Here is a 22,933-nt window from a genome sequence, read left to right as displayed (position 1 = left end):
ATGCGGTCTCCCCTTATCAGGGACGAGTTAACCCTGAACCGCGCCCAATGCCACCCCCGCCTTGCTCAGCGCATCCCAAATGCGACCGTCGCGGCCATAGATGTCGGCACGATACTGCGTGTGACCCCGTGGCGTGGTAAAGGCGGTCCGATAGATGAGGTGGACGGGCAGTTCTTTGTCCAGATGCACAAAGGTTTCACGTCCTGTGGCCAACTGGCGTTTGAAATACCCGACCGGATCAGCAGTTTGCGCCGCCAGAAGTGTATAGGCAAAATCGAACGGATCCGCGAGCCGCACGCAGCCGTGGCTAAAGGCGCGCACATCGCGGCTGAAGAGGCTCTTGGACGGCGTGTCGTGCAGGTAAATGTTGTATTTGTTGGGGAAGATGAACTTTACCAGACCAAGTGCATTGGACCGACCGGGCTTTTGACGCATGCCATAGGGGAACGTGCGTTCGGTATAGCGGCTAAAGTTCACCGAGCCTCGGCTGACGATCCGGCCCCGGCCATCGATCAGATCAATATGGCCCGCAGCATTCGGATTCCGCTTCATCGAAGGCAGGTATTCCTTGGTCACAATTGACCGTGGCACCGTCCATGTGGGGTTGATGACGATATATTCCATCACATCCGAAAATTCCGGAGTCAGACGGTCGGACTCATTTGCACCGACGACGGTACGGGTTTCGAAGGTTACCAATCCGTTATCGACCACAGAGGCGGTAAACGCAGGAATGTTAACCAGAATGTGACGTGCACCGCGTTCCTTGTTCAGCCAGCGCTCGCGCTCCATCGCGACGATGACCGACTGCAGACGGGTTTCGACGGTTTTGTTGATCTCGGCCATGGTGCTAGGACCGGCCACGCCGTCTTCGTTCAAACCGTGGTCTTTCTGAAAGCTCAGAACGGCGTCTTGCAGGGTTGCGTCATACGTCATCACGTTCGACCGCTTGAGGTACCCCATCGACATCAAGCGGTTACGCAGCGCGACCACCTGCGCCCCTTGCGCGCCCGGTTTCAATGACGACGCGGGCACCGCAGGGCCCCAACCGCCCTGGCTCAGCAGCTGTTCCATCCGTAGCTTTTCACGCATCAGAGCGTTATATTCCATCGTGTTCGGACGCAGATTGCGCAGAAACGGCGTGGGATCTGCGGCAATGAAATCGGTCAGAGTGGTTTGACGGTCGCGGTACGGCACCTCGCGCACGATGGACGGGTCGATACGCGACGGCACCAGTACACCGGTTTGAAGGTCGCGGGCGTATTGTAAGAACACGCGCGTCATCTCTACCTCGGCGAGACCGCGATCACGCGGAGTTTGCGCAGCCTTTAGCGTTTCCATCAACCCTTGGGGGTCGTAGCGCGCGACAGGCAACCCATGCAGATCTGCGGCGCGGATGGCAGACATCAACGCAGCGCGACGTGCACGCTGTGTGTCGTTTGCTTCGGTCCAGATCGGCGCGTAACCGTGGGTCCGGTAATACGCAGCGATGTCTTCGTCCCGCGCTGCGGCTTCCGCGACGGCTTGTTTGAACGCAGTTACCTGCGCAAAAACGGGTTGCGGTGCGGTAAGAAGCGTCAAAGCTGTCGCTGCCGCCCCGAGAAAACCAGTAAGGCGGCGAAATTTCCGCGATTGAATAGCTAAAATACGAGTCATTGATTCCCCCGAAATCGGTGAGCTTTGGTTTCCCTAGATACGCATGGAACCCCGGCATATTGTCCAATAACAAAGCCCGTGAACTGGAATCTAAGGGTAAATTGATGCTTATCCGCATCGCCCCTGTTGCAAAAATGAACACCTCCCTAAGCGTTGCGCAAAAATTCGCCTAAATTTGTTGTGAGATGGAACCTTTTCGATTCAGCACTTGGTTCAAGAATCGCGCTATGCCATAAATTGTTGCATCTGGGGAACGATGGAAATTTCCGTGTAACATCATGGAACCAAAGGCAGAAAACGGGACACATAATCAATGACTGGTAAGAGCACTTCGGGCATGACCCGGCGCTCCGTATTGGGCGCATTCGCAGCGACAGCCGTAGCAGCAGCACCGAGCTTTGCAAACGCAGCAGGATTTTTACGTGGGGCCGGCGATATTCGTCGCATCAAGATGTATTCCGGTCGTACCGGCGAACGCATCGACATGATCTACTGGATCGAAGGCAACTACATCAAAGATGCCGTATCCGAATTGAACTATTTTATGCGCGACTGGCGTACCGATGGTGTCAAATCGATGGACCTGCGTACCGTTGATATCATGGCCGCCTCGCACAACCTTCTCGACGTATCCGAACCTTACATGCTTTTGTCGGGCTATCGCAGCCCGCAAACAAACGCGATGCTGCGCTCCAGATCGGGCGGTGTAGCCAAGAACTCCTTGCACATGCGGGGTCAGGCCGCTGATTTGCGCCTGGCATCCCGTTCGGTGAACCAGATGGCCCGCGCGGCAATCGCCTGCAACGGCGGCGGTGTCGGTCGCTACTCGGGCTCGAACTTCGTCCATATGGATTGCGGTCAGGTGCGTAACTGGGGCGGTTAATCGCGCCTCTGAGTTTACCACGGAAACAAAGCGCCCTCGGGCGCTTTTTTCGTTTTTAAACCCCGCCATAGAACACCGTCAGATGGTCAGCCGATCCACGCCAGCGTGACCCCGGCCAACACGCCATAGCGCAGCGCCTTGCCGATCCCGACGATCGCCACAAAGGACCAAAGCGGTTCTTTCAACACGCCTGCCGTGACGGTCAGCGCATCCCCTACAACAGGGAACCAGCTGACCAGCAGCGACCAGCGCCCATAGCGCGCGTACCATGTCTCGGCGCGTGCCATCTGCGACGGCGATGCGGGGAACCAGCGTTTGCCCTGAAACCGCAACACCGCATGGCCCAGCCCCCAATTTACCACCGCCCCCAGCACATTGCCGACCGTTGCCACAGCCAGCAACACAAGAACCCCGTGCTGACCATGTAGCATCAGACCGACAAGCAGCGCTTCGGATTGCATCGGAAGAATCGTAGCAGCCAGAAAGGCGACGGTGAATAGGCTGAGGTATCCGGTCATCCGAACCACCGCCCCGAACGGCATGCCACGCCGCTATCGGGCGGCCGCAACCGCAAGTCATCGCGGTGAATTTTATCGTAAGAGGGGTATGGCGGACAGACAGGGATTCGAACCCTGGAGACGGTCTCCCGCCTACACACTTTCCAGGCGTGCGCCTTCGACCACTCGGCCACCTGTCCATTGAGGGGGTGTTTAGCGTGACCTGCTGTCAGGGTGCAAGGGGTAAAACGCGCGAATTTCAACAAGATTTCAATGCGCCGCTCAGCTGTCGAGATGGACGTATATTCGACGGGTGTCGCGCCCCTTTTTCTCAATCTTACCAAGGCGTATCGCGCCAATCTCTCCGGTTCTGGCGACATGGGTACCGCCACAGGGCTGAAGGTCGATCCAGGCGTCATCCTCGCCGATCTGCACCAACCGCACCTCGGCCGCTGTCGCCGGTGGGGCGACAGACAATGTCTTGACCAGATCAGGAGCGGCTTGCAGTTCTTCTTGGGTAATCCAATGATCGGTAATTGGTAAATCTTGCCCAATATAAGACAGCAGCGCGTCTTCTATCGCGTCGCGATCCTCTGGCGCATCGGCTAGATCAAAGTCGATCCGTCCGTGTGTCGCCGAAATCTGCCCGCCGACCACGGGAAACGGCACCACCACAGACAGTAAATGCAACAGGCTGTGCACGCGCATATGCCGGTGACGGCGGTCCCAATCCAGCGCTAGCGTCACATGGGTGCCCGCCTGTGGAATAACCGCCGGTTCGGCGGGGACCAGAATAACACTGCCGTCCTGCCCCTTTACCGTGGTGGCAATAGGCATACGTTGCCTGTCCCAGCTCAGCCAACCACTGTCGCCGGGTTGCCCGCCGCCAGTGGGATAAAACAGCGCACGGTCCAGTACGATCCCACCTTCAGGCGTGATAGAGACGACTTTTGCCGCGCTGTCGCGGGCGTAGGTGTCGGTAAGGTAGATCGGTTGGCTCAATTGTCCGCTTCTCCGTCTGGTTTCGGCGCTTTTGGCGCTGGTTCGGGCGCGCGATTGCGGAACCAGACATCGCGCTGTGGAAAGGGGACTTCGATTTTTTCTTCGGCAAAGCGGTCGACAATGGCGTGGTTAATATCGCTCTGGACCGACATCATCCAGTTCACGTCCCGCAAAAATGCCCGGATCTCAAATTCAAGCGCATCTGCGCCAAAGCTCACCAACAGCACATTCGGCGCGGGGTTTGCCAGCACTAAGGGTTGTGCTTCAGCGATCTCTCGCAGAACAGTTTCGACCCGACGGGTATCGGTGCCATAAGCCACACCCACCTTTACGATAAGCCGCCCCACAGTATTGCCACGGGTAAAGTTCGTCACTGTGCCGCTGACCAAATCGGCGTTGGGGACAATAACATCGGTGCGGTCAAAGGTTTCGATCCGCGTCGACCGAACGGAAATGTCGCGCACATAGCCCGACTTTCCGCCGACCTCGATCCAGTCGCCTTCCGAGATCGGCCGCTCGATCAGCAAGATGATCCCGGATACAAAGTTGCTGACGATATTTTGCAGGCCAAAACCGATACCGACCGACAAGGCACCAGCCACAATCGCGAGCGAGCTCAGGTCGATCCCCGCACCGGTGATCGCCGCCAGTGCGGCCAGAAAAATACCGACATACCCAAGCCCCGACAGCAAGGCGTTCTGCCCACCGATATCAATCTTGGTTTTGGGCAGCACATTGCTGCGCAAGGTGCCTTGCAACAAACGCGTCAGCAGATAACCGATGGCGAAAATGATGGTAAACGCCAGCAGGTTCGACGGTGCAATACGGCTTTCTCCGACGGTAAATCCGCGCCCGAATGCGGCCCAAAGCTCTGTCAGATCGGCGACCCGCGCGCCCCAGACCAGCGCCAGCGCAGGCGCGGCCAGCATCAGCAGGATCAACCCGAAGAGCAACGGCATCAAGGCTTCGCGGGCAGCCGGTCCCTGCCCTGTTATAGCGCCGTACACATCTGCCGAAAACCGTTGCAACGCCATGACCAGCCCCAACACCGCCAGCGTCGTGACATAGGGGCGCAAAATCGCGTCGGACAGGTCTTGGTAGCCAAAGGCGAACAGAACCGGCGCGGCAATCGACACAGCAATCGCCCCCAGCCCTGCGCTGCGCACGATCCGCGCATGCGTAGAGGCTTTGGTCACGCCATCTGCGTCTGGAGTGTCCTCGTCGGGGTCGCGATAGCCGCGCAAAATCCGGCCAATTTGAAACAGCGCGAGGCTGGTCAGCACGGCTAGCGGAAACTGCACGACCGCACGGGTCGCCGTACTGGGGTCACCGAATTCCAACACTGTCAGGGCGACGATCGATAAGATGATGACGAGCGTGATGGCATTCACATAAAGCCGCGCCATTTTTCGTTGGGCTGCAGGTAACGGCAGCAACGCCTCCTCCTGCTCGCGGGCGAACACGCGTTCAGAAACCCAGCGAAACCCGAATATCATGAGCCCGATGATCGGCAGCAGTTCGACGAGCAAAGAAGATCGCGCGCCTAGAAAACCGCTTTGACGGGCGGCAATTGACAGCAAAAACAAGCCCGCCAATGGAAAAAGGATGCGCAACAGCGAGACGATGAACCGCCAGATGCCCAGACCACGCGCCTGACGATCGCGCAACGCATTCACAATCCCCATTGCCCACAGTCGGCCCCGAAAGAGCAGCAGCAGCCCCGCCAAGCCCGCCAATAGTACGGTCGGCAAATTAGTTTCCAACGTATCCAGTGCGCTGTCGGTGTCTTGCTCTGCACTTTCTTCCCAAAAAGCGGCGAAGGCGTTTTGCACGTCAACCAGTGCGGGGGCCCAATAGGCCGGGTTTAGGGGTGACGGCGTCGCACGCAGCAGCCGTTCGGTTTGTCGATCACGGATGCGTTTGTCGATCTCGCGGACCAGACCGTCAGCCCGCAGGAACTCTCGTTCTGCGATCTGGACGGGGGCGAGCAGCGTGTTCAGCTGTTGATTGATATCGGCGCGGGTTTTAGCGACTTCGGGCGCTTCGGGTTCGGCGTTCTCGCCCTCAGGCACAGGACCCAAAGCGGCAAGCTGGTCGCGCAGTGCGGCGATGCGATCGGCGTTCAAGGTGCGCGCCGCCTCGAATTCAGACCGGTAACCGACCACACGCGCGCGCATGCTTTCAAGTTCGGTGGTCGGGGTATCGACCTCTTCCACCGATTGTTCAGCCTTAACGGCGACGCTGTCCCACTGCTCTGCCGTTTCTTCGACGTCGGTCTGCGCGATGGCCGCGGTCGTCAGGCAAAGCGCCAGAAGACCGCCGGCCAGAAGCCCCCTGAGCGTGGCGTTCATTGGTCTTCGAAAACGCCGGGAATGGATTGTGGCGCACGGTCCAGCCAGCCTGGCACCGGCAGGTTCTTTTCGCGCAGGAATTCAGGGTTGAACAGTTTCGACTGATAACGCGTGCCAAAGTCACACAGGATCGTCACAATGGTATGGCCAGGCCCCATATCCTTGGCCAGACGCACGGCACCCGCCACGTTCACACCCGACGACGCGCCAAGGCACAGCCCTTCGTGTTGTAGCAGGTCAAAGACATAGGGCAGCGCCTCGGCGTCCGAGACGTTATAGCTGAAATCAGGCGTGAACCCTTCGAGGTTCTTGGTGATGCGCACCTGACCGATGCCCTCGGCGATCGAGCCACCTTCTGCAACCAGTTCACCTTTGGTGTAATAGTTATGTAGCGCCGCCCCATCGGGATCGGCAATCGCGATTTTCACGCCCTTGGGCTGCAACGCCATGCCGATACCGGCCAGCGTCCCGCCTGAACCGACCGCACAGCAGAACCCATCGACCTTGCCGCCGGTCTGTTCCCAGATTTCGGGGCCGGTGGTTTCAATATGCGCCTGACGGTTGGCAACGTTGTCAAACTGGTTGGCCCAGATCACGCCCTCGTTTGTGGTACGTGCCAGCTCGTTCGCAAGACGTTCAGAATAGCGCACAAAGTTGTTGGGGTTGCGATACGGCGCGGCTGGCACCTGCACCAGCTCGGCACCGGCCAGACGCAGCATGTCCTTTTTTTCCTGACTTTGCGTTTCAGGAATGACAATCACGGTTTTGAACCCCATCGACGCGCCGACCAGCGCAAGCCCGATGCCGGTGTTGCCCGCCGTGCCTTCAACAATCGTGCCGCCGGGTTTCAGCGTGCCTTTGGCGATGGCATCCTGAATGATGAACAGGGCGGCCCGGTCCTTGACCGATTGGCCGGGGTTCATGAATTCTGCCTTGCCATATATCTCGCAGCCGGTTTCCTCGCTCGCCTTGCGCAGACGGATAAGAGGTGTGTTGCCAATGGCCTGTGCCAGATCAGATGCGACGTGCATGGAATGCTCCTAAATCAAGTTATATCTGGTGTAGCTGCGGGCGCTTCCAACCTCAAGCGTTCCCGATGCCGCGCGAGCCAATACGCGGCAATCACCAGCGGCGCATTGGCAGCTTCAAGCTGGTCCACCATGGTCATCAGCGCATCAAAGCCGATGAGATGGGACCGGATATCCTCGTTTTCCACCTCAAGCCCGTTCACCCCGGTGCTACCATCGGGCAAATCGGCAAGCCCCAGATAGATATAGAAAAATTCCGTAGAATCCCCCGGAGAGGCATAGACTTCCGCGATTTTTTCAAGCTTGCGCAGGGTCAGCCCCGCTTCTTCCTGCGCCTCACGATGCGCGGCGTCTTCGGGGCTTTCGCCCGGATCAACGCGGCCCGCGATGGGTTCAAGCTGCCACTGCGCCCTATCTCCCCGCGCCACCGGCCCCATGCGCAGCTGCTCTACGAGCATCACCCGATCTCGCACCGGATCATAGGGCAGCACCAACGCGGCGTCGGTCGCGACGAAGACCGCACGCTCCAGCACATCGGTCATCGTGCCATCAAATCGCTCGTGTGAAAGGTGATATTCATTCAAAGCGAAATAATTGGTATAGGCGCGGTCAATCCGGTCGATCCGCACCTTGCCGTCCAGCGTCCCTGCCCCGTGTTTCGACCCAAGCGCATTCATCTGCGCCGCCGCCCGTGACCGGATCATCGGGAACATCTGCGCGACGCGGTCGGCGGTGTAGACCCCGAAATAATCCATCACCTCGCGCGCGGCAAAGCAGCTGAGCGCGCCCCATTCCGCCTGCCATTGCGCCAGCGACCACGGTTCGCGCGTGGACCATTGATCTGGCCGCGCAAAATAACCCAAGGCGCTGGCTCCGCTTTCCAGCCTCACCCCTTTTAGATCGTAGGCAAAGCCGCCCTCGTAGAAATTCAACCGGTCCAGATCGTTTTGACCGAGCCCGCGCAGCAGCAGCCCCTCAGCGCTTTGACCTGACGCAGGTACGATACAAGGAAAAGGCCCTTCCACCACCGACAAGGCCACGTGATCGGGCAGACGGTCTGCTGAAATATCCAACCGGTCCGAGGTGCGGCCCAGTACGATTTCAAGCAGGGGCACATGGCGCAGGGATCCATAAAGGAAAAGATCAGTCATCGCTTAAGGGAACCTTCTATCAATGACGTTGGTCACGATGCCACTAACGGCCCCGCCCAAAAGGACGACCGCGATAATCGGCACCGTCGCGATAATCAGAAAGTATTCTGCCCCGATACCGATCATCCCAACGAGCGCATCACCAACCCCGTCGAAACGATGCATCATCGCTTTCTCAATCATCTCGCGCCCACTTTGCACAAACAGCCCCCAGAAGACCAAGACCACCGCGCCGGTTACGCCGATAGTAATGCCTTCTGATATGCCGCCGCCGACACGCGACCCAACGACCCGCCACCCCACGATAAGACCGAGGGCGATGTTGGTGGGAATAAAATACCCGAACTGCGTCGACGTGGGCATCAATGGCATGATCATGCGCGACAGGGCATAGCCCATCAGCGCCAAACAAACGGCAGCGGTCAGACGGGCGGCGGTCGGCATCGGAACATCCTTAGACTACGGGCAATACGCCCCTAGGCTGGGCGTTTCACCGTGATCTGTGTCACATCGCAATTGCCGCTGTCAAAGGTAGACGCGCATGAGGTCAGATAGAAATCCCACATGCGTTTAAAGCGTTCATCGAACCCCATGCGGGATATCTCTTCCCATTTCTCATTGAAGGTCCGATGCCAACGCCGCAGTGTCACATCATAGCTTTTCCCGAACTCAATAGACTTTTCAACGGCTAAACCGGCGTTCTCAACCTGTTGCTTTAACACCGTGGGGCTTGGGAGCATGCCACCCGGAAAGATATATTTCTGAATAAAATCAACGCCTCGCTTGTAAACCTTCCAGCGGCGATCTGGCACAGTGATGATCTGCAGGGTTGCCTGACATCCAGGTTTAAGACAGTCATGCAACGTCTTGAAATAAGATGGCCAATACTGTTCGCCGACGGCCTCGAACATTTCAATACTGGCGATACCGTCATATTTGCCGCGTTCGTCGCGATAATCTTGAAGCTTAAATTCAACAACGTCTGATAAACCTGCGTTTTCTATGCGTTCTTTGGCGTAGTTAAACTGTTCTTTACTGATGGTCAGACAGGTTACCTTTAGCCCGCGTTCCTTAGCGGCATATTCTGCAAAACCGCCCCATCCGCAGCCGATCTCCAGCACGTGATCCCCGGGCACGACCCCCATCTGATTCACCATAGAGGCGTATTTCGCTGTCTGCGCTGACTCCAGAGATTGTTGGACCCCGTCTTCGAAAATTGCGCTGGAATAGGTCATCGTGTCATCAAGCCACAATTTGTAAAAATCATTACCCAAATCATAGTGATAGCTGATGTTCTTGCGTGCCTGCTTTTTGCTGTTGCGCTGCAACCAGAAGCGCAGGGATTCAAACTTACGGATCAACCCCATACCGGGAAAGGAGTCGTAAATGTCCTCGTTCGCATGGGCGACGTCCATAAAGGCCTGCAGGTCCGGCGTGCTCCACCATTCATCGAGGTAGGCGTCGCTAAATCCAAGGTCACCCTCCCTGATAAGGCGGGCGAACAAGTCGTTGTTATGGATACGGATTTCCGCAACCGGGACCGGATTCTGACCAACCGCGCGAAAGCACCGCCCGTCGGGCATAATAAAGTCGACCTGCCCATTTTGCATTTCTTGCGCCATCGCAAAAACACGCGAGAAATATCGAGGAAGGGCAGCCTGCCCCTCGGTGCTGGTCAAAATCATTCGCTCTCCTGTATGCGCTTGGACGCGTATCTTATTGGTTTATGGGGGTTACGTGGGTGATCCACGTTTCATAAGGGTTAAAAGTTTCGCCCCTTGTAGGTTTCCAGAGCCCGCTCACGCCCTTCATCCAGCGCAATGATCTTTTCGGGATAGTCATCCTGCGCTGACAAGGGCCAGCTGCGCGGGATTGCATCGAAAAACGCGAGCGCATCCTTATGCGGATTGGCCCGCCCTTCGGCGATCCAACGGCTGGCATAGTCCCTATTCTTATCAAATTTATCAAGCTGTGTCTCGGGGTTGAACACGCGAAAGTAAGGCGAGGCATCCGGCCCCGACCCCGCCGCCCATTGCCACCCCATCGCATTGCTCGCGGGATCCCAGTCGATAAGACAATGTTCGAACCATTTTTGGCCGATCCGCCAATGACACATCAAATGTTTCGTCAAATAACTGGCCACGATCATGCGGCCCCGGTTGTGCATCCGTCCGGTCACGTACAGCTCGCGCATGGCGGCATCGACAAAAGGCTCGCCCGTGCGCCCTTGTTTCCAGGCCTTAACCTCGGCACGGCGCTCGTCCTCGTTCCATGGAAAGGAATCCCATTCCTCGCGCCAGTTATCGGTCAACATCCGTGGCGTGTGATACATCAGGTGGCACGCGAATTCGCGCCAAACCAGTTCTTTAAGGAAGGTCTCAGCCCCTTGTTTACCATCCTGCAGTGCGCGCTGGCCAGCGTGCCAACATTGGTGCGGGCTGATCTCGCCGAGAGACAGGTTCTCTGACAGGTTGGATGTACCATCGGTGCCAGGAATATCGCGGGTTTGCTTATATTCGGCCACCCCATGGGCCATAAAGCCCCCCAACCGCGACTGCGCGGCCTTTTCGCCGAGGCAAACAAAGGGGCGCACCACATCCGCACCACGGTTCATCGCGACCGCCAAGCCCCAACCTTCCAGCGCATCGCTTGCGGGCCATTCCTCCGGCGCGCACAACTCAGACGGCGCGGCCAGCGGTGGCTCAACATCGCGGGTTTTGACGTTGTTCCAGAACGGCGTGTAGACCTTGTAGCAATCGCCTGCCTTGGTCTCTACGCTCCACGGCTCAAACATCACATGTCCGCCAAAGGACTTGGCATCAACGCCTTGGTCGCACAGGGTTTCTTTGATCTTGCTGTCACGCTGTAAACTCGCCGGATCATACAGCCGCGACCAATAGACAGCTTCCGCGCCTGTTTCCTTGACGAGGGCCTGCAACACGTCGAGCGCATCGCCTTCGCGCAGTACAAGCTTGCTGGACATCGCGTCAAAACTGTCGGCCAGCGCCCCGAGCCCCAGACCGAGCCGCCATTTCGGCGCAGCGCCAAGGGCGTCGACCGTGGTATCCTTGATAAAGACGGGAATAACCGGACGGCCGGACTGCGCAGCAGCGGACAAGGCGGGGTGATCGCTCAGCCGAAGGTCGCGGCGATACCAAAGAAGAATGGGGCTGTTGTCGGACATATCAAACTTTGCGTTAAGGTGATGCAAAGCTAGCACGTCCCCCGTAACGTCAAGACCATAACAGTCCCTATTAACGCCAAACGGCGACCCACAGGGGCCGCCGCTCGGTAGATTTAACTCAGGTAATGCCGGTTCAGGCGTTCACATCGACCACCACACGGCCCCGGATTTGCCCGTTCAGGATGTCCGCACCAAGTTTTGGCAAATCGCTGAGTGCTGCAGGCACAACCATATCTTCCAGTTTGGAGAGCGGCAGGTCTTTCCCGACCCGCTGCCATGCGCGCAGACGGTTCTCGTAGGGCTGCATAACGGAATCAATGCCCAGCAGGTTCACACCGCGCAGCAGAAAGGGGATGACAGTGGCGGGTAACCCTGCCCCACCCGCAAGACCAACAGCTGCAACCGAACCGCCGTATTTCATCTGCCCCAATACCCGCGCCAGCATCTCGCCCCCGACGGCATCAATGCAGCCGGCCCAGGTTTCGGCCTCGAGCGGGCGCTTGACGGTTTCGTTTAGCTCTTCGCGCGCAACGATCTGGCTGACGCCGAGAGATTTCAGATAGTCCGCTGTGTCAGGACGCCCGGTTACGCCAGCAACCTCATACCCCAAATTGGCAAGTATCGCGACTGCGACCGACCCGACACCGCCTGCAGCACCTGTGACTAGAACCGGCCCGTTGCCTGATACCAGCCCGTGATCCTCCAGCGCCATGACAGATAACATCGCGGTAAATCCCGCCGTGCCGACAGCCATCGCCTGCCGCGTATCCAGCCCCTCGGGGAGAGGCACCAACCAGTCGGCCTTGACCCGCGCCTTTTGTGAATAGCCGCCCCAATGCGCCTCACCCACGCGCCAACCGGTCAGCACAACCTTGTCGCCGGGTTTATAGCGATCATCGTCGGATGCTTCGACCGTGCCGGCAAAATCAATACCGGGGATGTGCGGATATTTGCGTACCAATCCGCCACCGGGGCCAATGCATAGCCCGTCTTTGTAGTTCACGGTCGAATATTCGACAGCAACTGTCACGTCACCCTCGGGCAAACGATCAAGGTCAATCTGGGTCACTTCAGCATGGGTCTTGCCGGTTTCCTCATCTTTGTTCACCATCAACGCATTAAACATCATATCTCCTGTCTCGGGCCGCCGTTCAGGGCCCGCTTCATTTTGCCAGTAAACTCTGGGGAGCCCGAGGGGCTGGCCCCTCGGTCCCGAAGGTTCAAGCTGCACGCAGCGGATTTTGACCGCCGACTCGCATCTTGCAAAATTAATGTCAGACATTTAAAGTTTTTCCAAACCATAAATGTAAGACAAATGAATACCACGCCACAAACTGCCTCTGACTTGTCCAGCCAAATTGCTGCGAACATCCGCGATGCTATCATCAAGGGCGTGTTGATCGTGGACGAACGTCTGCCGTCTGAGGCAGAGCTTTCAGCTCAGTTCAATGTTTCGCGCGCGACAGTACGCGAGGCGCTCAAGCGGTTGGCCGCGCAATCGTTGATCCGCACGCAACGCGGTGCGACAGGCGGCGCTTTCGTCAATCGCATTAGCTTTGAAGCCGCTCAAGCGCAGCAGATCACGACCTCTACCCTACTTTTGTCAATGAACGACGTCAGCTTTGAAACCGCCTGCGAGGCCCGTTTCGCACTTGAGAGAGCCTGCGCGCCTTTATCGGCAGCCCGAAGGCAAGACAGCCACCTAAAGGCGATGCAGGACGCGCTTGACACACAATCCGCGCCGGCGCTGTCAGATGCAGGGTTTTGCGCTGCCGATGTGGCATTCCACCGCGCATTGGTCGACGCAGCGGGCAACCCGGTCCTGTCTTACCAGCTCGCTGGCGCGGTCGAGGCGATGCAGCCTTTGATGAACATGATTACTTTCACGGCGTGGTCCCGCGATGCAATCGTCGCGCGTCACCGCGAGATCGCCACCGCAATGACGACACGCAACGCTGCTGCCGTCGCGGCCGGACTGACGCTGCTTGAACAAGAGACCCAGACCCTTGCCCGTACCGTCTTTGCCCGCCGCACCAAGCAGCCGAACGCGGCACCGTAGCCGCTGCACCTGCGGATTTTCATGGCTTTCCCCTTGCAAAGAAAACCACGTCCCTTATATCTGAACTGTCCTTAGGGACTATGGGTATAAACGCGCATGTAATAAGCGGTTCGGACCCGGGGGCGGTACCCGGCGACTCCACCAATCATCCTTCATTTGGGGATTATGGGGTCGAAACAGGATCGACGAACGTCTAAAGATGTAGCTTTATCTCGGCTGACTGCCACCGTTATCGGCGTAAAATGTACAATTGCAAATGACAATCGTGCTCCAATGGCGATGGCCGCGTAAGCGACCGGAACTATTGAAACTTAAGTCCTTACGTTTAGCGACCTAAGGCGGGGTTCGCAGGTACCTGGCAACAGAAACCTGCACTTACCCCTCCCGCCACTTTCTGATTTCTCTCTAAAACCTTGCGGTCGCACGGGACGGTGCCGGTTGACACGTATGTTGTGCTGCCTTCGGCGAGGATTTTTTACCATTTGGAAGCCGCTGGCGCGCTTGACCTTGGGCTCGGGGACTGCGACTTCTGACGTCAAGAATGTCGGGAGTATTTATGCGCAACAATAGCGAGCAATGCGGATGAGCGCCCCTGATATGCGCCTGATGGCGCGTGTGTTCGGGCGGATCGGGGTGTTGTCCTTTGGCGGGCCCGCGGCGCAGATCGCGTTGATGCATCGCGAGTTAGTGGACCGGCATCAATGGCTATCCGAAGACAGCTTTTTGCGCGCTCTTTCCCTGTGTATGTTGCTGCCAGGTCCCGAAGCGATGCAACTGGCGACCTACGCCGGTTGGCGGCTGCGCGGTACCCTTGGCGGTTTGCTGGCCGGACTGCTGTTCGTGTTGCCGGGTGCGGCGGTCATTCTGGTGTTGGCATTCGGCTATGCGTATTTCGGGCAGATGCCTTTGGTTCAGGCCGCGTTTATGGGCATCAAAGCGGCTGTGATTGTCGTTGTCGTGCAGGCGCTGCGCAATCTGGGACGTAAGGCGCTGCATGGTCGTGAGGGCTGGATACTGGCCACACTGTCCTTTGTGGCGTTGTTTATCTTTGGCGTGCCCTTCCCGCTGATCATTCTAACCGCCGGACTGTGGGGGGCCTTTAGAGCTGCTGATGGCACGCGCCCTTTAGAAATTGACGCGGCACCCCCACACCCTGCCCGCCCCATCGGCGTCATCGCCGGTTGGGGCACGCTGTGGGCATCATCGCTGCTGTTCGTCTGGGCGATGGGTCATGAGTTTCTGCTTCAGATCGGATTGTTCTTTTCAAAACTGGCAGTGGTGACGTTTGGCGGGGCCTATGCCGTGCTGGCCTATATGGCGCAGACCGTCGTGCAGGATCACGGATGGATCACCACCGAGCAGATGATTGACGCCTTGGGGTTGGCCGAAACCACGCCGGGACCGCTGATCTTGGTCACCGAATTTGTCGCCCTGCTGGCGGGATTTGCCCAGTCAGGACCATGGGGTGCTGTATCTGCCGGTTTTCTGACGGTGTGGGTCACGTTTACACCTTGTTTTCTATGGATATTTCTCGCGGGACCGTATCTTGAGGTTATCTCGGCGCAGCCTCGTCTGGCGGGGGCGTTGCGGGCGATTACTGCCGCTGTCGTTGGCGTAATTGCCAATCTGTCCGTCTGGTTCGCGCTGCATGTTTTGTTCGAGCGCGTGCTTCCTATGGCGCATCTTGCTCTGCCGTTGCCTGATTGGTCCAGCATTGATCCCATCGCCGGCGCGCTGACGTTGATTGCGGCCGTGTTGATGTTGGCTTTTCGGTTCGGCATTGTGTCGACCATGGCAGTGACGGCGATGCTGGCGCTCGGCTGGAACCTCTTGCTATAAATTTTTGCGCCCCCTTTTCACTGGTGTGAAATGCCGTATGCTACTGTCATCAACAAGGTCCGGAGAAGAAGTAATGAGCCGAAGCATTGAGTATGGCAATCTAATGCACGATGCCATGCGCGGGTTAATTCGTCAGGTATTACTTGACGTTGCAGCCAATGGATTGCCCGGCAACCACCATTTCTTTATCACCTTTGACACCGCACACCCTGATGCAGAGCTGGCGGATTGGCTGTCGGATCGCTATCCCGGCGAAATGACGGTGGTGATGCAGCACTGGTACGACAAGCTTGAGGTTACCGAGGAAGGCTTCTCGGTCACGTTGAACTTTGGCGATGCGCCGGAACCGATGTATATCCCCTATGACGCGATCCGGACCTTTGTGGACCCGTCGGTAGAATTCGGTCTGAAATTCGAGCAGCAAGAACCCGGCCAGTCAGACGAGGACGAAGACCTTCCGCAGCAGGACGAAAGCGAGCTTGAGGTCGAAGAAGAAGCCCCCAAAGCCGCTGAAGTCGTATCGCTCGACAGCTTCCGCAAGTAATCGGTCGGCCAGCGATCGCTAGCCTCGAGGTTAGCGCCATCGTCTCATTGCACCGCTGCCCCCCGCGGGGTAAACCCTGATCAGACATAAGCCCAAGATCAGGAGCCTTTTCATGGCCGATACCCGTACCGAAACCGACAGCTTTGGCCCATTGGAAGTGCCGTCCGATAAATATTGGGGCGCACAGACGCAGCGGTCGATCATCAACTTCCCTATCGGGTGGGAAAAACAGCCCGTGCCGATCATCCGTGCCCTTGGCGTGGTGAAAAAAGCCTGCGCGATGGAAAACCTGAATCAGGGGAATCTGGACCAGAAACTGGCCGATGCGATCACTGCCGCCGCGACCGAGGTGATCGAGGGGAAATTCGACGACAACTTCCCGCTGGTTGTCTGGCAGACGGGTTCGGGCACGCAGTCGAACATGAATGCAAACGAGGTCATCTCGAACCGCGCGATTGAAATGCTGGGTGGTGAGAAAGGGTCGAAAGATCCGGTACACCCCAATGACCACTGCAACATGGGGCAGTCGTCAAACGACACATTCCCCACAGCGATGCACGTGGCCATCGGCATGCAGGCCCGCGATGTGCTGCTGCCCGGTCTGCAAAAACTGCACGACGCGCTGGCTGCAAAGTCTGAAGAATTTAAGGACATCATCAAGATCGGCCGGACCCACACGCAGGATGCGACACCGCTGACCTTGGGGCAGGAATTCTCTGGCTACGCGCATCAGGTGAAAAAAGGCATCGAACGGGTCAACGCCTGTCTGCCCGACATCTACGAACTGGCCCAAGGCGGGACCGCCGTCGGCACCGGCCTGAACACCAAGAAAGGCTGGGCCGAGGCCGTGGCGGCGCATATGGCTGACATTACCGGCCTGCCCTTTGTCACCGCCCCGAACAAGTTTGAATCACTGGCCGCCCATGACGCTATGGTCATGTTCTCGGGTGCGTTGAAAACCGTGGCCGGATCGCTGTTCAAGATCGCCAATGACATGCGTTTGCTGGGCTCCGGCCCGCGTTCCGGTCTGGGCGAATTGATCCTGCCCGAGAACGAGCCAGGATCGTCGATCATGCCAGGCAAGGTGAACCCGACGCAAGCCGAGGCGCTGACAATGGTGTGTGCCCACGTGATGGGGAATGACGCGGCGGTCGGCTTTGCAGGGTCGCAAGGTCACTTCGAGCTTAACGTCTATAACCCGATGATGAGCTATAACGTCTTGCAATCCATGCAGCTTTTGGGCGACAGCGCGTCGGCCTTTACCGACAATATGGTTGTTGGCACGCAAGCAAATATCGAACGAATCGACAAGCTGATGAAAGAAAGCCTGATGCTGGTGACAGCGCTGGCCCCTACCATCGGCTATGACAACGCGACCAAAGTTGCGAAAACTGCCCACAAAAATGGCACGACCCTCAAGGAAGAAGCAATCGCCTTGGGCTTTGTCGATGCCGAAACATTCGACCGCGTGGTGCGGCCGGAGCAAATGATCGGACCAAAAGAATGAGCGCCCCCATCAATCTCAACAAGGTCAAGAAAGAGCGCAACCGCGCATCTCGAAAGGCCCGCGCTGATGAAAATTCAGTGCAGTTCGGCCAAAAGAAGGACCAGAAGGAAGTTCTGAAAGAACGTCTGGCTCAAATCGCGCGTAATTTGGAAGCCCACAAGCGCGAAACATGAGCGCGAGACCTGTAAAACATTCGGTGACCCTTCGGGGTCACCGCACGTCGATCTCGTTGGAAGATGAATTCTGGCATGAATTGCGCAGGTTCGCGCAAGAGATGGACATGCCGATCAACGCGCTGGTGGCACAGATAGATGCCGAACGCGGCGTGGAAGCAGGATTGGCATCTGCGATCCGCGTCTACGTCTTGCGTGCGCTCAAGGAGCGTCTGTCAGCCTCGTAGGGCACTCAAGCTCGAGGCAAACGAAAAGGCCAGCGTCTGATCGCAATCAAACACCGGCCCTATTTTTTAGTCTTCAAAAAAATCTTAGGCGACGGATGCGTCGTAGATCTTGGTGATGTTCTGACCCAATGCTGCGTTGAACTCGGCATCGGTCATCTTGACGTTCAGCCCTTCTGTCAACGCCCGCGAAAAGCTGGCGATCATCTTGGGGTTCTGGGTCAAACGCGCGCAGGCGTCTTCAGTCGAATACCCGCCCGACAACGCAACGACACGTAGCACATTCGGCAGATCGGCAAGGCTGTCGTAAAGGCCTGCGGTCTCTGGCAGGGTGACTTTCAGCATCACCGGTTCGTCGGCGGAAAGCTCGGCGAGATGCTTTTCAAGCTCGGACTTCAGAATCGTTTCACATTCCGCTTTACTGTCCGAATGGATGTTCACCTCAGGCTCGATGATCGGCACCAGACCGGCGGCGCACACGGTTTTAGCGACGGCGAATTGCTGCGCCACAACCGACGCGATGCCTTCGGGATTAGCGGATTGGATGACCGACCGCTCCTTGGTGCCAAAGATACCAGCGGCTTTCGCGCGCGCCAGCAGATCAGCAAGCTCGGGCATGGGTTTCAGCAGCTGCACGCCGTTTGATTCGTCTTCCAGACCTTTGTCGATCTTGAGGAAGGGCACGACGCCGCGGTCTTCCCACAGCAGCTGTGCCACGGGTTTGCCGTTGATCGAATTGTCCATCGTGCGCTCGAACAGGATCGCGCCCAGAACTTTGTCAGAGGTGAAATCATCGGCCAGAATGATACGCGCGCGCATGTCGTGCATGGCGTGAAACATCTCGGCGTCGCCGGAATAATCAGAAGGTTCAACGCCATAGAGGCTTAGCGCCTTTGGGGTCGATCCGCCCGACTGGTCCAATGCGGCCACAAATCCCTGCCCTGTTTCCATTTGTGTGCGCTGTGCGTCTGTCGTGGTCATGATGATCCTGGCCCTTATTGATTCCGTCGTGTGTCCGTTTAGCGCATCTATGCCCGCGATGATATATCGTTAGCGCCGGACAAAACGCAGCAAAATGCCATCTTTTGACCGAACCGTCAGATGCGCCACGGGAACAGGGGGCTTTTCGCCGACAACCTCAATGCGGTAGTCGCGCAAGATACGCGACAGGATCAACGGTCCTTCGACCATGGCAAACCCTGCGCCCGGACAGACCCGCGCACCGGCGCTGAACGGCAGATAGGCCTCTCGCTGGCATTTCTTGCCGTTTTCGCTGTGCCATCGGGCCGGATCAAACCCGTCGGGGTTGTCCCACAGGCGTTCGTGACGATGCAGATGCCACGGGCTGATGACCACTTGCGCCCCCCGCGCCACTTGGCGACCCCGAAAAGTCGCGGGGCAGCTTGCCTCGCGCACCATCATCGGAACGGGCGGATACAGCCGCAGCGCCTCGCGGAAGACATCACGGCTTTGCCTTAGCTGCCCCATGACAGCAAAATCACACTGGTCGATCACCTGCGCCTCTTTGGCCAAACGGTCCTGCCAGTCGGGATGGGTCGCGACCAGATACATCGCCCAGGCCAGCGCCGACGCGCTCGTCTCGTGGCCCGCAAGAAAGAAGATCGCAACCTGATCGACCATCTCCTCCGTGGTGAAGGTAGAGCCGTCTTCGGGGTCAGGGGTCGTCATAATCTTGGTCGCCAGATCGTCGGGGGCAGTGCCTGCCTTGATCGCCTCCATCCGCTCGGCCGTCAGCGCGGTGATCAACTGCCGGATCTTGGCAGCGCTGCGTTTTGTATCTTGTCGGAACAGACGTGGCAGCCAACGCGGCAGCGGCACAAATGCCGCGATGTTCAGGATCGGCTGGCTGCGCTGGTAGGTTTTGAATTCGTCAAAGACCTCGCGGGCCATATGGTGTTCGATGGGAATCGAAAACAGCGTGCGAAAGATCACATCCGCTGCCGCGTGGCTCGTCTGCGCTTCGGCCTCTAGAGGTTCACCGTCATGGGGGGCCAGCCGGGCCGCCGCTGCCTCTGCCGCGTCCCAGATCGCGGGGAATGTTTCGCGCAATCGCCCGCCTTCAAACGCAGGGTCGATGATGCGCCGTTGCCGTTTCCAGGTTTCACCGTTGGTCAGAAAAACAGAATTGCCAAGCAGTGGCCGCAACCCTTCGCCGATCCGGTTGGATTTGGGGTAGTCGTCGGGGCGCGTCTTGAGCACGTCCTGGATCAGATCGGGCTGGTTGATCAGATAGCTTCGGAAAAATGGCGTTTTGAATTCCGCCATCCACGCACGATACAGCCGCGCAGGTTGAGCGGATAAGATGTCTTGGCGGAATAGCTTGGCATAGCGCCACAAAGACACTTCCGCGGGCCGGCTTTCAGGTTTGGGCGGCAGTGTCATGGCGCGGTCGAGGTGAATTTATTCACCGGTTTCACGATGCGGGATCGCGACGCGGGACGTCCAGCATAGCGTTCCGCAAGGCTATGCGGACCTGCGGTGATCTGGAAATAGTCATAATCCTTGGGCGCATCAAAGGCACAGAGGTATTGGAAATGTAGCCGGAAGAACCGCCAGCGCAACGCTTTCCAACGCGCCGGGGTCAGCGATTGTGTGAAGGCCGCTGAAAACACCAGCGGCCAGCGTTTATCTTCGGGGGCCACGCCCGACACTGCAACCGGATCGCACAGCGCAAAGGCGCAGCCATCGCCGGGGGCAGTCACGTCGATCCAGGTAAGCCCGACGCATCGCGACAGATAGCGTAGATCGGCGCGCAGACGGTGGGCGTCCCGTAGGAAAGACACCATTGGGACTACCTGCCCCAAGCTCATAAAGGCCAGTTTCGGTCCCTCTGCCGGTACCCTGCCCGCGCGGATCAGGTCGGCAAGGATCGACACCCCCAGATGCGCCCCCGAGGAATGGCCCACGACCAGCACCTCGTCCACGTCAGACTTCAGCGCCTGAACGATTGCGTCGCCAAATTCGGTCATACGGGTTTCAAGCGCGGGCGGGTTTGCCCCCCGGGTTGCAGCCCCGAAGGCGTAGTCGTGCATAAGATAATAGGCGTAAAACTTGCCATCATGCTTTTTGAACCACCGCAGCACCTGCCAACCAAGGCCCACACCAAGGGCGGCGACGATGCCCTTGAACCACGCGGGCCCGCCAAAGAAGGTCAACGCGGTGTACAAAAGCTTGCCCGCAAGTACAGCGATCAGCAGTTGCAGCAGCAGCATCCCCACCGGATAGAGCGCCGCGATCACCGGCCCCTTGCGCAACTGCATCAACCGCCACAGCGCTCCAGAGGCGATATACACCCACGCCGTTTGCACCAGCTGTCCATAGGTCGCGAGGATTGAGTTGCTCATGGAGATGCGCACGATGTCAGACCAGACCAGCACCTCGACCGTGGTCTCTACATCCACACCATCGATATGCGCGGCGACGTTCCAGCCATAGTTCCCGCCCCCCGTCTTGGGCGATAAGGCGATCTGATAATCCGATATCCGCGCCTGTTCGCCACCTTCCTTGCGGTAAAGCTCGCGGTAGCGGCGCGGATGAATGGGGTCATAGCCGGGGATGTAGAAAACCCGTCGCGTTTTGACTGTCTGCTCTATATTCTCGGCCATCGTTCACCCTGTATTTCACCGCAGCTTAAACAGGTTTTCCGGCAAGAGTAAGGCGCTTAACCCAAGGATCCCAAGGCCGGAAATGTTTCCAGAAGCCAGAACGAGAAAGTCGTGAATGCGCCTGTCAGCAACGCCAGCCCGACCACGATCAGCAAGATGCCCATGCCCCGTTCAATCAGTCGCATATAGGGTTTAATCCGGTTCATCAGTTGTGTGGCGCGGGTGATGAACATCGCAGCCAGCAAGAACGGAATACCCAAGCCAGCCGCATACACACCAAGCAGCAAGGTGCCACGTGTCACAGATGCTTCGGAAGCCGCAAGTGACAGGATCGCGCCAAGCTGCGGCCCGATGCAGGGTGTCCAGCCAAAGGCGAAGGCCAGCCCAAGGATATAGGCCCCAAAGGACGTGCCGCCCTTGTCGCCCGCATCCAGACGCGCCTCTTGATCCAGAAAAGGAATGCGGAAGACGCCCAGGAAATGCAGACCAAAGATGATCACCACAATGCCCGACAGCCGCGCGAAGAGCACCTGATTTTGCAAGAAGAACGCCCCAAAAATAGACGCGGTAAAACCAAGGATTAAAAAGACTGTGCTAAGCCCCATGACAAAGAACAGCGCCGCAATCACCGCCTTGCGTCGCGCAGCTGCGACCGACGACATGTCGTTCAAGGTCACGCCGCTCATATAGGCGAGGTACGGGGGCACGATGGGCAAAACGCAGGGGCTCAGAAAACTGATGATCCCTGCGGTCAGCGCGATGAGTATGGCGGGCAAAAGTCCCGCGTCGATCAGGTCAAATCCAAACATGACCCAAGCCATAATCTGCTTTGTCCAGCGCGTCACCTGCTGTTGCGCGTGAACCCTGTCACAAGGTTGTGGACGCGCTGAAACATGTCGCCTATTTGAGACTTATGACAGATAAAAACTTTCTCGATGCGACGGGGCTGCTGTGCCCCCTTCCCGTCCTTAAGGCGCGTAAACGTCTGCAATCAATGGCTTCTGGCGATTTACTGACGGTTCACGCAGATGATCCAGCCGCGATTATCGACATACCCCATTTCTGCGCCGAGGCCGGTCACAGCCTTGAAACCGCGTTGATGGACCAAACGCCGCAGGCTTATGTAATCCGCAAAAAGTAAACGCAGGTTTAATCGAAAACCAAAAAGGCAGACCCGAAGGTCTGCCTTTTGTCGTTTCAAAGTGTCGT

Annotated in this window: 22 protein-coding genes, 1 tRNA gene and 1 other RNA gene; 9 read left to right on the top strand and 15 right to left on the bottom strand. The window is 57.8% G+C overall.

Annotation, left to right across the window (positions count from 1 at the left end; genetic code table 11):
• Positions 1-27: 27 nt before the first annotated feature.
• Positions 28-1,656, bottom strand: a complete 1,629-nt coding sequence (locus GLP52_RS03965) for a L,D-transpeptidase family protein (protein WP_237271608.1) — start codon at positions 1,654-1,656, stop codon at positions 28-30.
• Positions 1,657-1,969: 313 nt separating this feature from the next.
• On the opposite strand from GLP52_RS03965, the gene GLP52_RS03960 reads away from it, so the two are divergent.
• On the top strand, positions 1,970-2,539 hold the full coding sequence (locus GLP52_RS03960) for a YcbK family protein (protein ID WP_093732309.1): 570 nt from the start codon (positions 1,970-1,972) through the stop codon (positions 2,537-2,539).
• Positions 2,540-2,625: 86 nt separating this feature from the next.
• Here the strand turns inward: GLP52_RS03960 and GLP52_RS03955 are convergent, their stop codons facing one another.
• The 10 genes from GLP52_RS03955 to acuI all read right to left on the bottom strand — a co-directional run bounded on the left by GLP52_RS03955 (position 2,626) and on the right by acuI (position 12,878).
• Positions 2,626-3,057 carry a YqaA family protein gene (locus GLP52_RS03955; RefSeq protein ID WP_237271607.1) on the bottom strand — a complete coding sequence of 144 codons (432 nt, stop codon included), beginning with the start codon at positions 3,055-3,057 and terminating at the stop codon, positions 2,626-2,628.
• An 89-nt stretch (positions 3,058-3,146) separates the two neighbouring features.
• Positions 3,147-3,236 (bottom strand) — tRNA-Ser (locus GLP52_RS03950).
• Positions 3,237-3,318: 82 nt separating this feature from the next.
• Positions 3,319-4,038, bottom strand: coding sequence for an alanyl-tRNA editing protein (locus tag GLP52_RS03945; RefSeq protein WP_237271606.1), 720 nt, complete (start codon positions 4,036-4,038; stop codon positions 3,319-3,321).
• A complete protein-coding gene (locus GLP52_RS03940; RefSeq protein ID WP_237271605.1) occupies positions 4,035-6,389 on the bottom strand; it encodes a DUF3772 domain-containing protein in 2,355 nt (784 codons plus the stop codon). Before GLP52_RS03940 ends, GLP52_RS03945 begins: the two co-directional genes overlap by 4 nt.
• The gene (locus tag GLP52_RS03935; RefSeq protein WP_237271604.1) at positions 6,386-7,420 is read right to left on the bottom strand and encodes a cysteine synthase A; all 1,035 of its coding nucleotides are present in this window, start codon (positions 7,418-7,420) and stop codon (positions 6,386-6,388) included. The genes GLP52_RS03940 and GLP52_RS03935 overlap by 4 nt, the downstream gene beginning before the upstream one ends.
• 14 nt (positions 7,421-7,434) lie before the next feature.
• Positions 7,435-8,568, bottom strand: a complete 1,134-nt coding sequence (locus tag GLP52_RS03930; RefSeq protein WP_237273419.1) for an NUDIX domain-containing protein — start codon at positions 8,566-8,568, stop codon at positions 7,435-7,437.
• A 3-nt stretch (positions 8,569-8,571) separates the two neighbouring features.
• Positions 8,572-9,012, bottom strand: coding sequence for a TrgA family protein (locus GLP52_RS03925; RefSeq protein WP_093732314.1), 441 nt, complete (start codon positions 9,010-9,012; stop codon positions 8,572-8,574).
• Positions 9,013-9,044: 32 nt separating this feature from the next.
• Positions 9,045-10,253, bottom strand: a complete 1,209-nt coding sequence (locus GLP52_RS03920; RefSeq protein WP_237271602.1) for an SAM-dependent methyltransferase — start codon at positions 10,251-10,253, stop codon at positions 9,045-9,047.
• A 77-nt stretch (positions 10,254-10,330) separates the two neighbouring features.
• Complete coding sequence (locus GLP52_RS03915; RefSeq protein ID WP_093732316.1) at positions 10,331-11,752, bottom strand: cryptochrome/photolyase family protein; 1,422 nt, start codon at positions 11,750-11,752, stop codon at positions 10,331-10,333.
• Between the two features lie 133 nt (positions 11,753-11,885).
• Complete coding sequence (acuI, locus tag GLP52_RS03910) at positions 11,886-12,878, bottom strand: acryloyl-CoA reductase (RefSeq protein WP_093732317.1); 993 nt, start codon at positions 12,876-12,878, stop codon at positions 11,886-11,888.
• Positions 12,879-13,067: 189 nt separating this feature from the next.
• Between acuI and GLP52_RS03905 the strand changes: the two genes are divergently transcribed.
• The 7 genes from GLP52_RS03905 (at position 13,068) to GLP52_RS03875 (ending at position 18,101) form a co-directional block, all read left to right on the top strand.
• Positions 13,068-13,811, top strand: coding sequence for a FadR/GntR family transcriptional regulator (locus GLP52_RS03905; protein ID WP_093732318.1), 744 nt, complete (start codon positions 13,068-13,070; stop codon positions 13,809-13,811).
• Between the two features lie 29 nt (positions 13,812-13,840).
• Positions 13,841-14,187: a transfer-messenger RNA gene (ssrA, locus tag GLP52_RS03900) on the top strand.
• 206 nt (positions 14,188-14,393) lie between these two features.
• Positions 14,394-15,650 (top strand): chromate efflux transporter, encoded by a 1,257-nt coding sequence (chrA, locus tag GLP52_RS03895; RefSeq protein WP_093732319.1) that lies wholly within the window; start codon positions 14,394-14,396, stop codon positions 15,648-15,650.
• Positions 15,651-15,723: 73 nt separating this feature from the next.
• Entirely contained in the window at positions 15,724-16,194 is a 471-nt protein-coding gene (locus tag GLP52_RS03890; protein ID WP_093732320.1) for an SspB family protein, read from the top strand.
• 112 nt (positions 16,195-16,306) lie between these two features.
• The gene (fumC, locus tag GLP52_RS03885; protein ID WP_093732321.1) at positions 16,307-17,701 is read left to right on the top strand and encodes a class II fumarate hydratase; all 1,395 of its coding nucleotides are present in this window, start codon (positions 16,307-16,309) and stop codon (positions 17,699-17,701) included.
• Positions 17,698-17,874 (top strand): DUF4169 family protein, encoded by a 177-nt coding sequence (locus GLP52_RS03880; protein ID WP_093732322.1) that lies wholly within the window; start codon positions 17,698-17,700, stop codon positions 17,872-17,874. Before fumC ends, GLP52_RS03880 begins: the two co-directional genes overlap by 4 nt.
• Positions 17,871-18,101, top strand: a complete 231-nt coding sequence (locus GLP52_RS03875; protein ID WP_093732323.1) for a ribbon-helix-helix domain-containing protein — start codon at positions 17,871-17,873, stop codon at positions 18,099-18,101. The genes GLP52_RS03880 and GLP52_RS03875 overlap by 4 nt, the downstream gene beginning before the upstream one ends.
• An 84-nt stretch (positions 18,102-18,185) precedes the next feature.
• Here GLP52_RS03875 and GLP52_RS03870 read toward each other — a convergent pair whose 3' ends face one another.
• From GLP52_RS03870 to GLP52_RS03855, 4 genes are all read right to left on the bottom strand, one after another.
• The gene (locus tag GLP52_RS03870; RefSeq protein ID WP_093732324.1) at positions 18,186-19,079 is read right to left on the bottom strand and encodes a fructose bisphosphate aldolase; all 894 of its coding nucleotides are present in this window, start codon (positions 19,077-19,079) and stop codon (positions 18,186-18,188) included.
• 69 nt (positions 19,080-19,148) lie between these two features.
• The gene (locus GLP52_RS03865) at positions 19,149-20,501 is read right to left on the bottom strand and encodes a cytochrome P450 (protein WP_237271601.1); all 1,353 of its coding nucleotides are present in this window, start codon (positions 20,499-20,501) and stop codon (positions 19,149-19,151) included.
• Positions 20,498-21,724 (bottom strand): hypothetical protein, encoded by a 1,227-nt coding sequence (locus GLP52_RS03860; protein WP_237271600.1) that lies wholly within the window; start codon positions 21,722-21,724, stop codon positions 20,498-20,500. The genes GLP52_RS03865 and GLP52_RS03860 overlap by 4 nt, the downstream gene beginning before the upstream one ends.
• Positions 21,725-21,780: 56 nt before the next feature.
• Positions 21,781-22,533, bottom strand: a complete 753-nt coding sequence (locus tag GLP52_RS03855) for a cytochrome c biogenesis CcdA family protein (protein WP_093732327.1) — start codon at positions 22,531-22,533, stop codon at positions 21,781-21,783.
• A gap of 104 nt (positions 22,534-22,637) precedes the next feature.
• Between GLP52_RS03855 and GLP52_RS03850 the strand changes: the two genes are divergently transcribed.
• On the top strand, positions 22,638-22,865 hold the full coding sequence (locus tag GLP52_RS03850) for a sulfurtransferase TusA family protein (RefSeq protein ID WP_237271599.1): 228 nt from the start codon (positions 22,638-22,640) through the stop codon (positions 22,863-22,865).
• Positions 22,866-22,933 lie beyond the last annotated feature (68 nt).

Origin of the sequence: Sulfitobacter sp. M22 (genome assembly GCF_021736025.1) — a bacterium.
Classification (GTDB): domain Bacteria; phylum Pseudomonadota; class Alphaproteobacteria; order Rhodobacterales; family Rhodobacteraceae; genus Sulfitobacter; species Sulfitobacter litoralis.
Note: the sequence above shows the minus strand (reverse complement) of the source record. Positions and strands in the feature narration are given on the sequence as shown.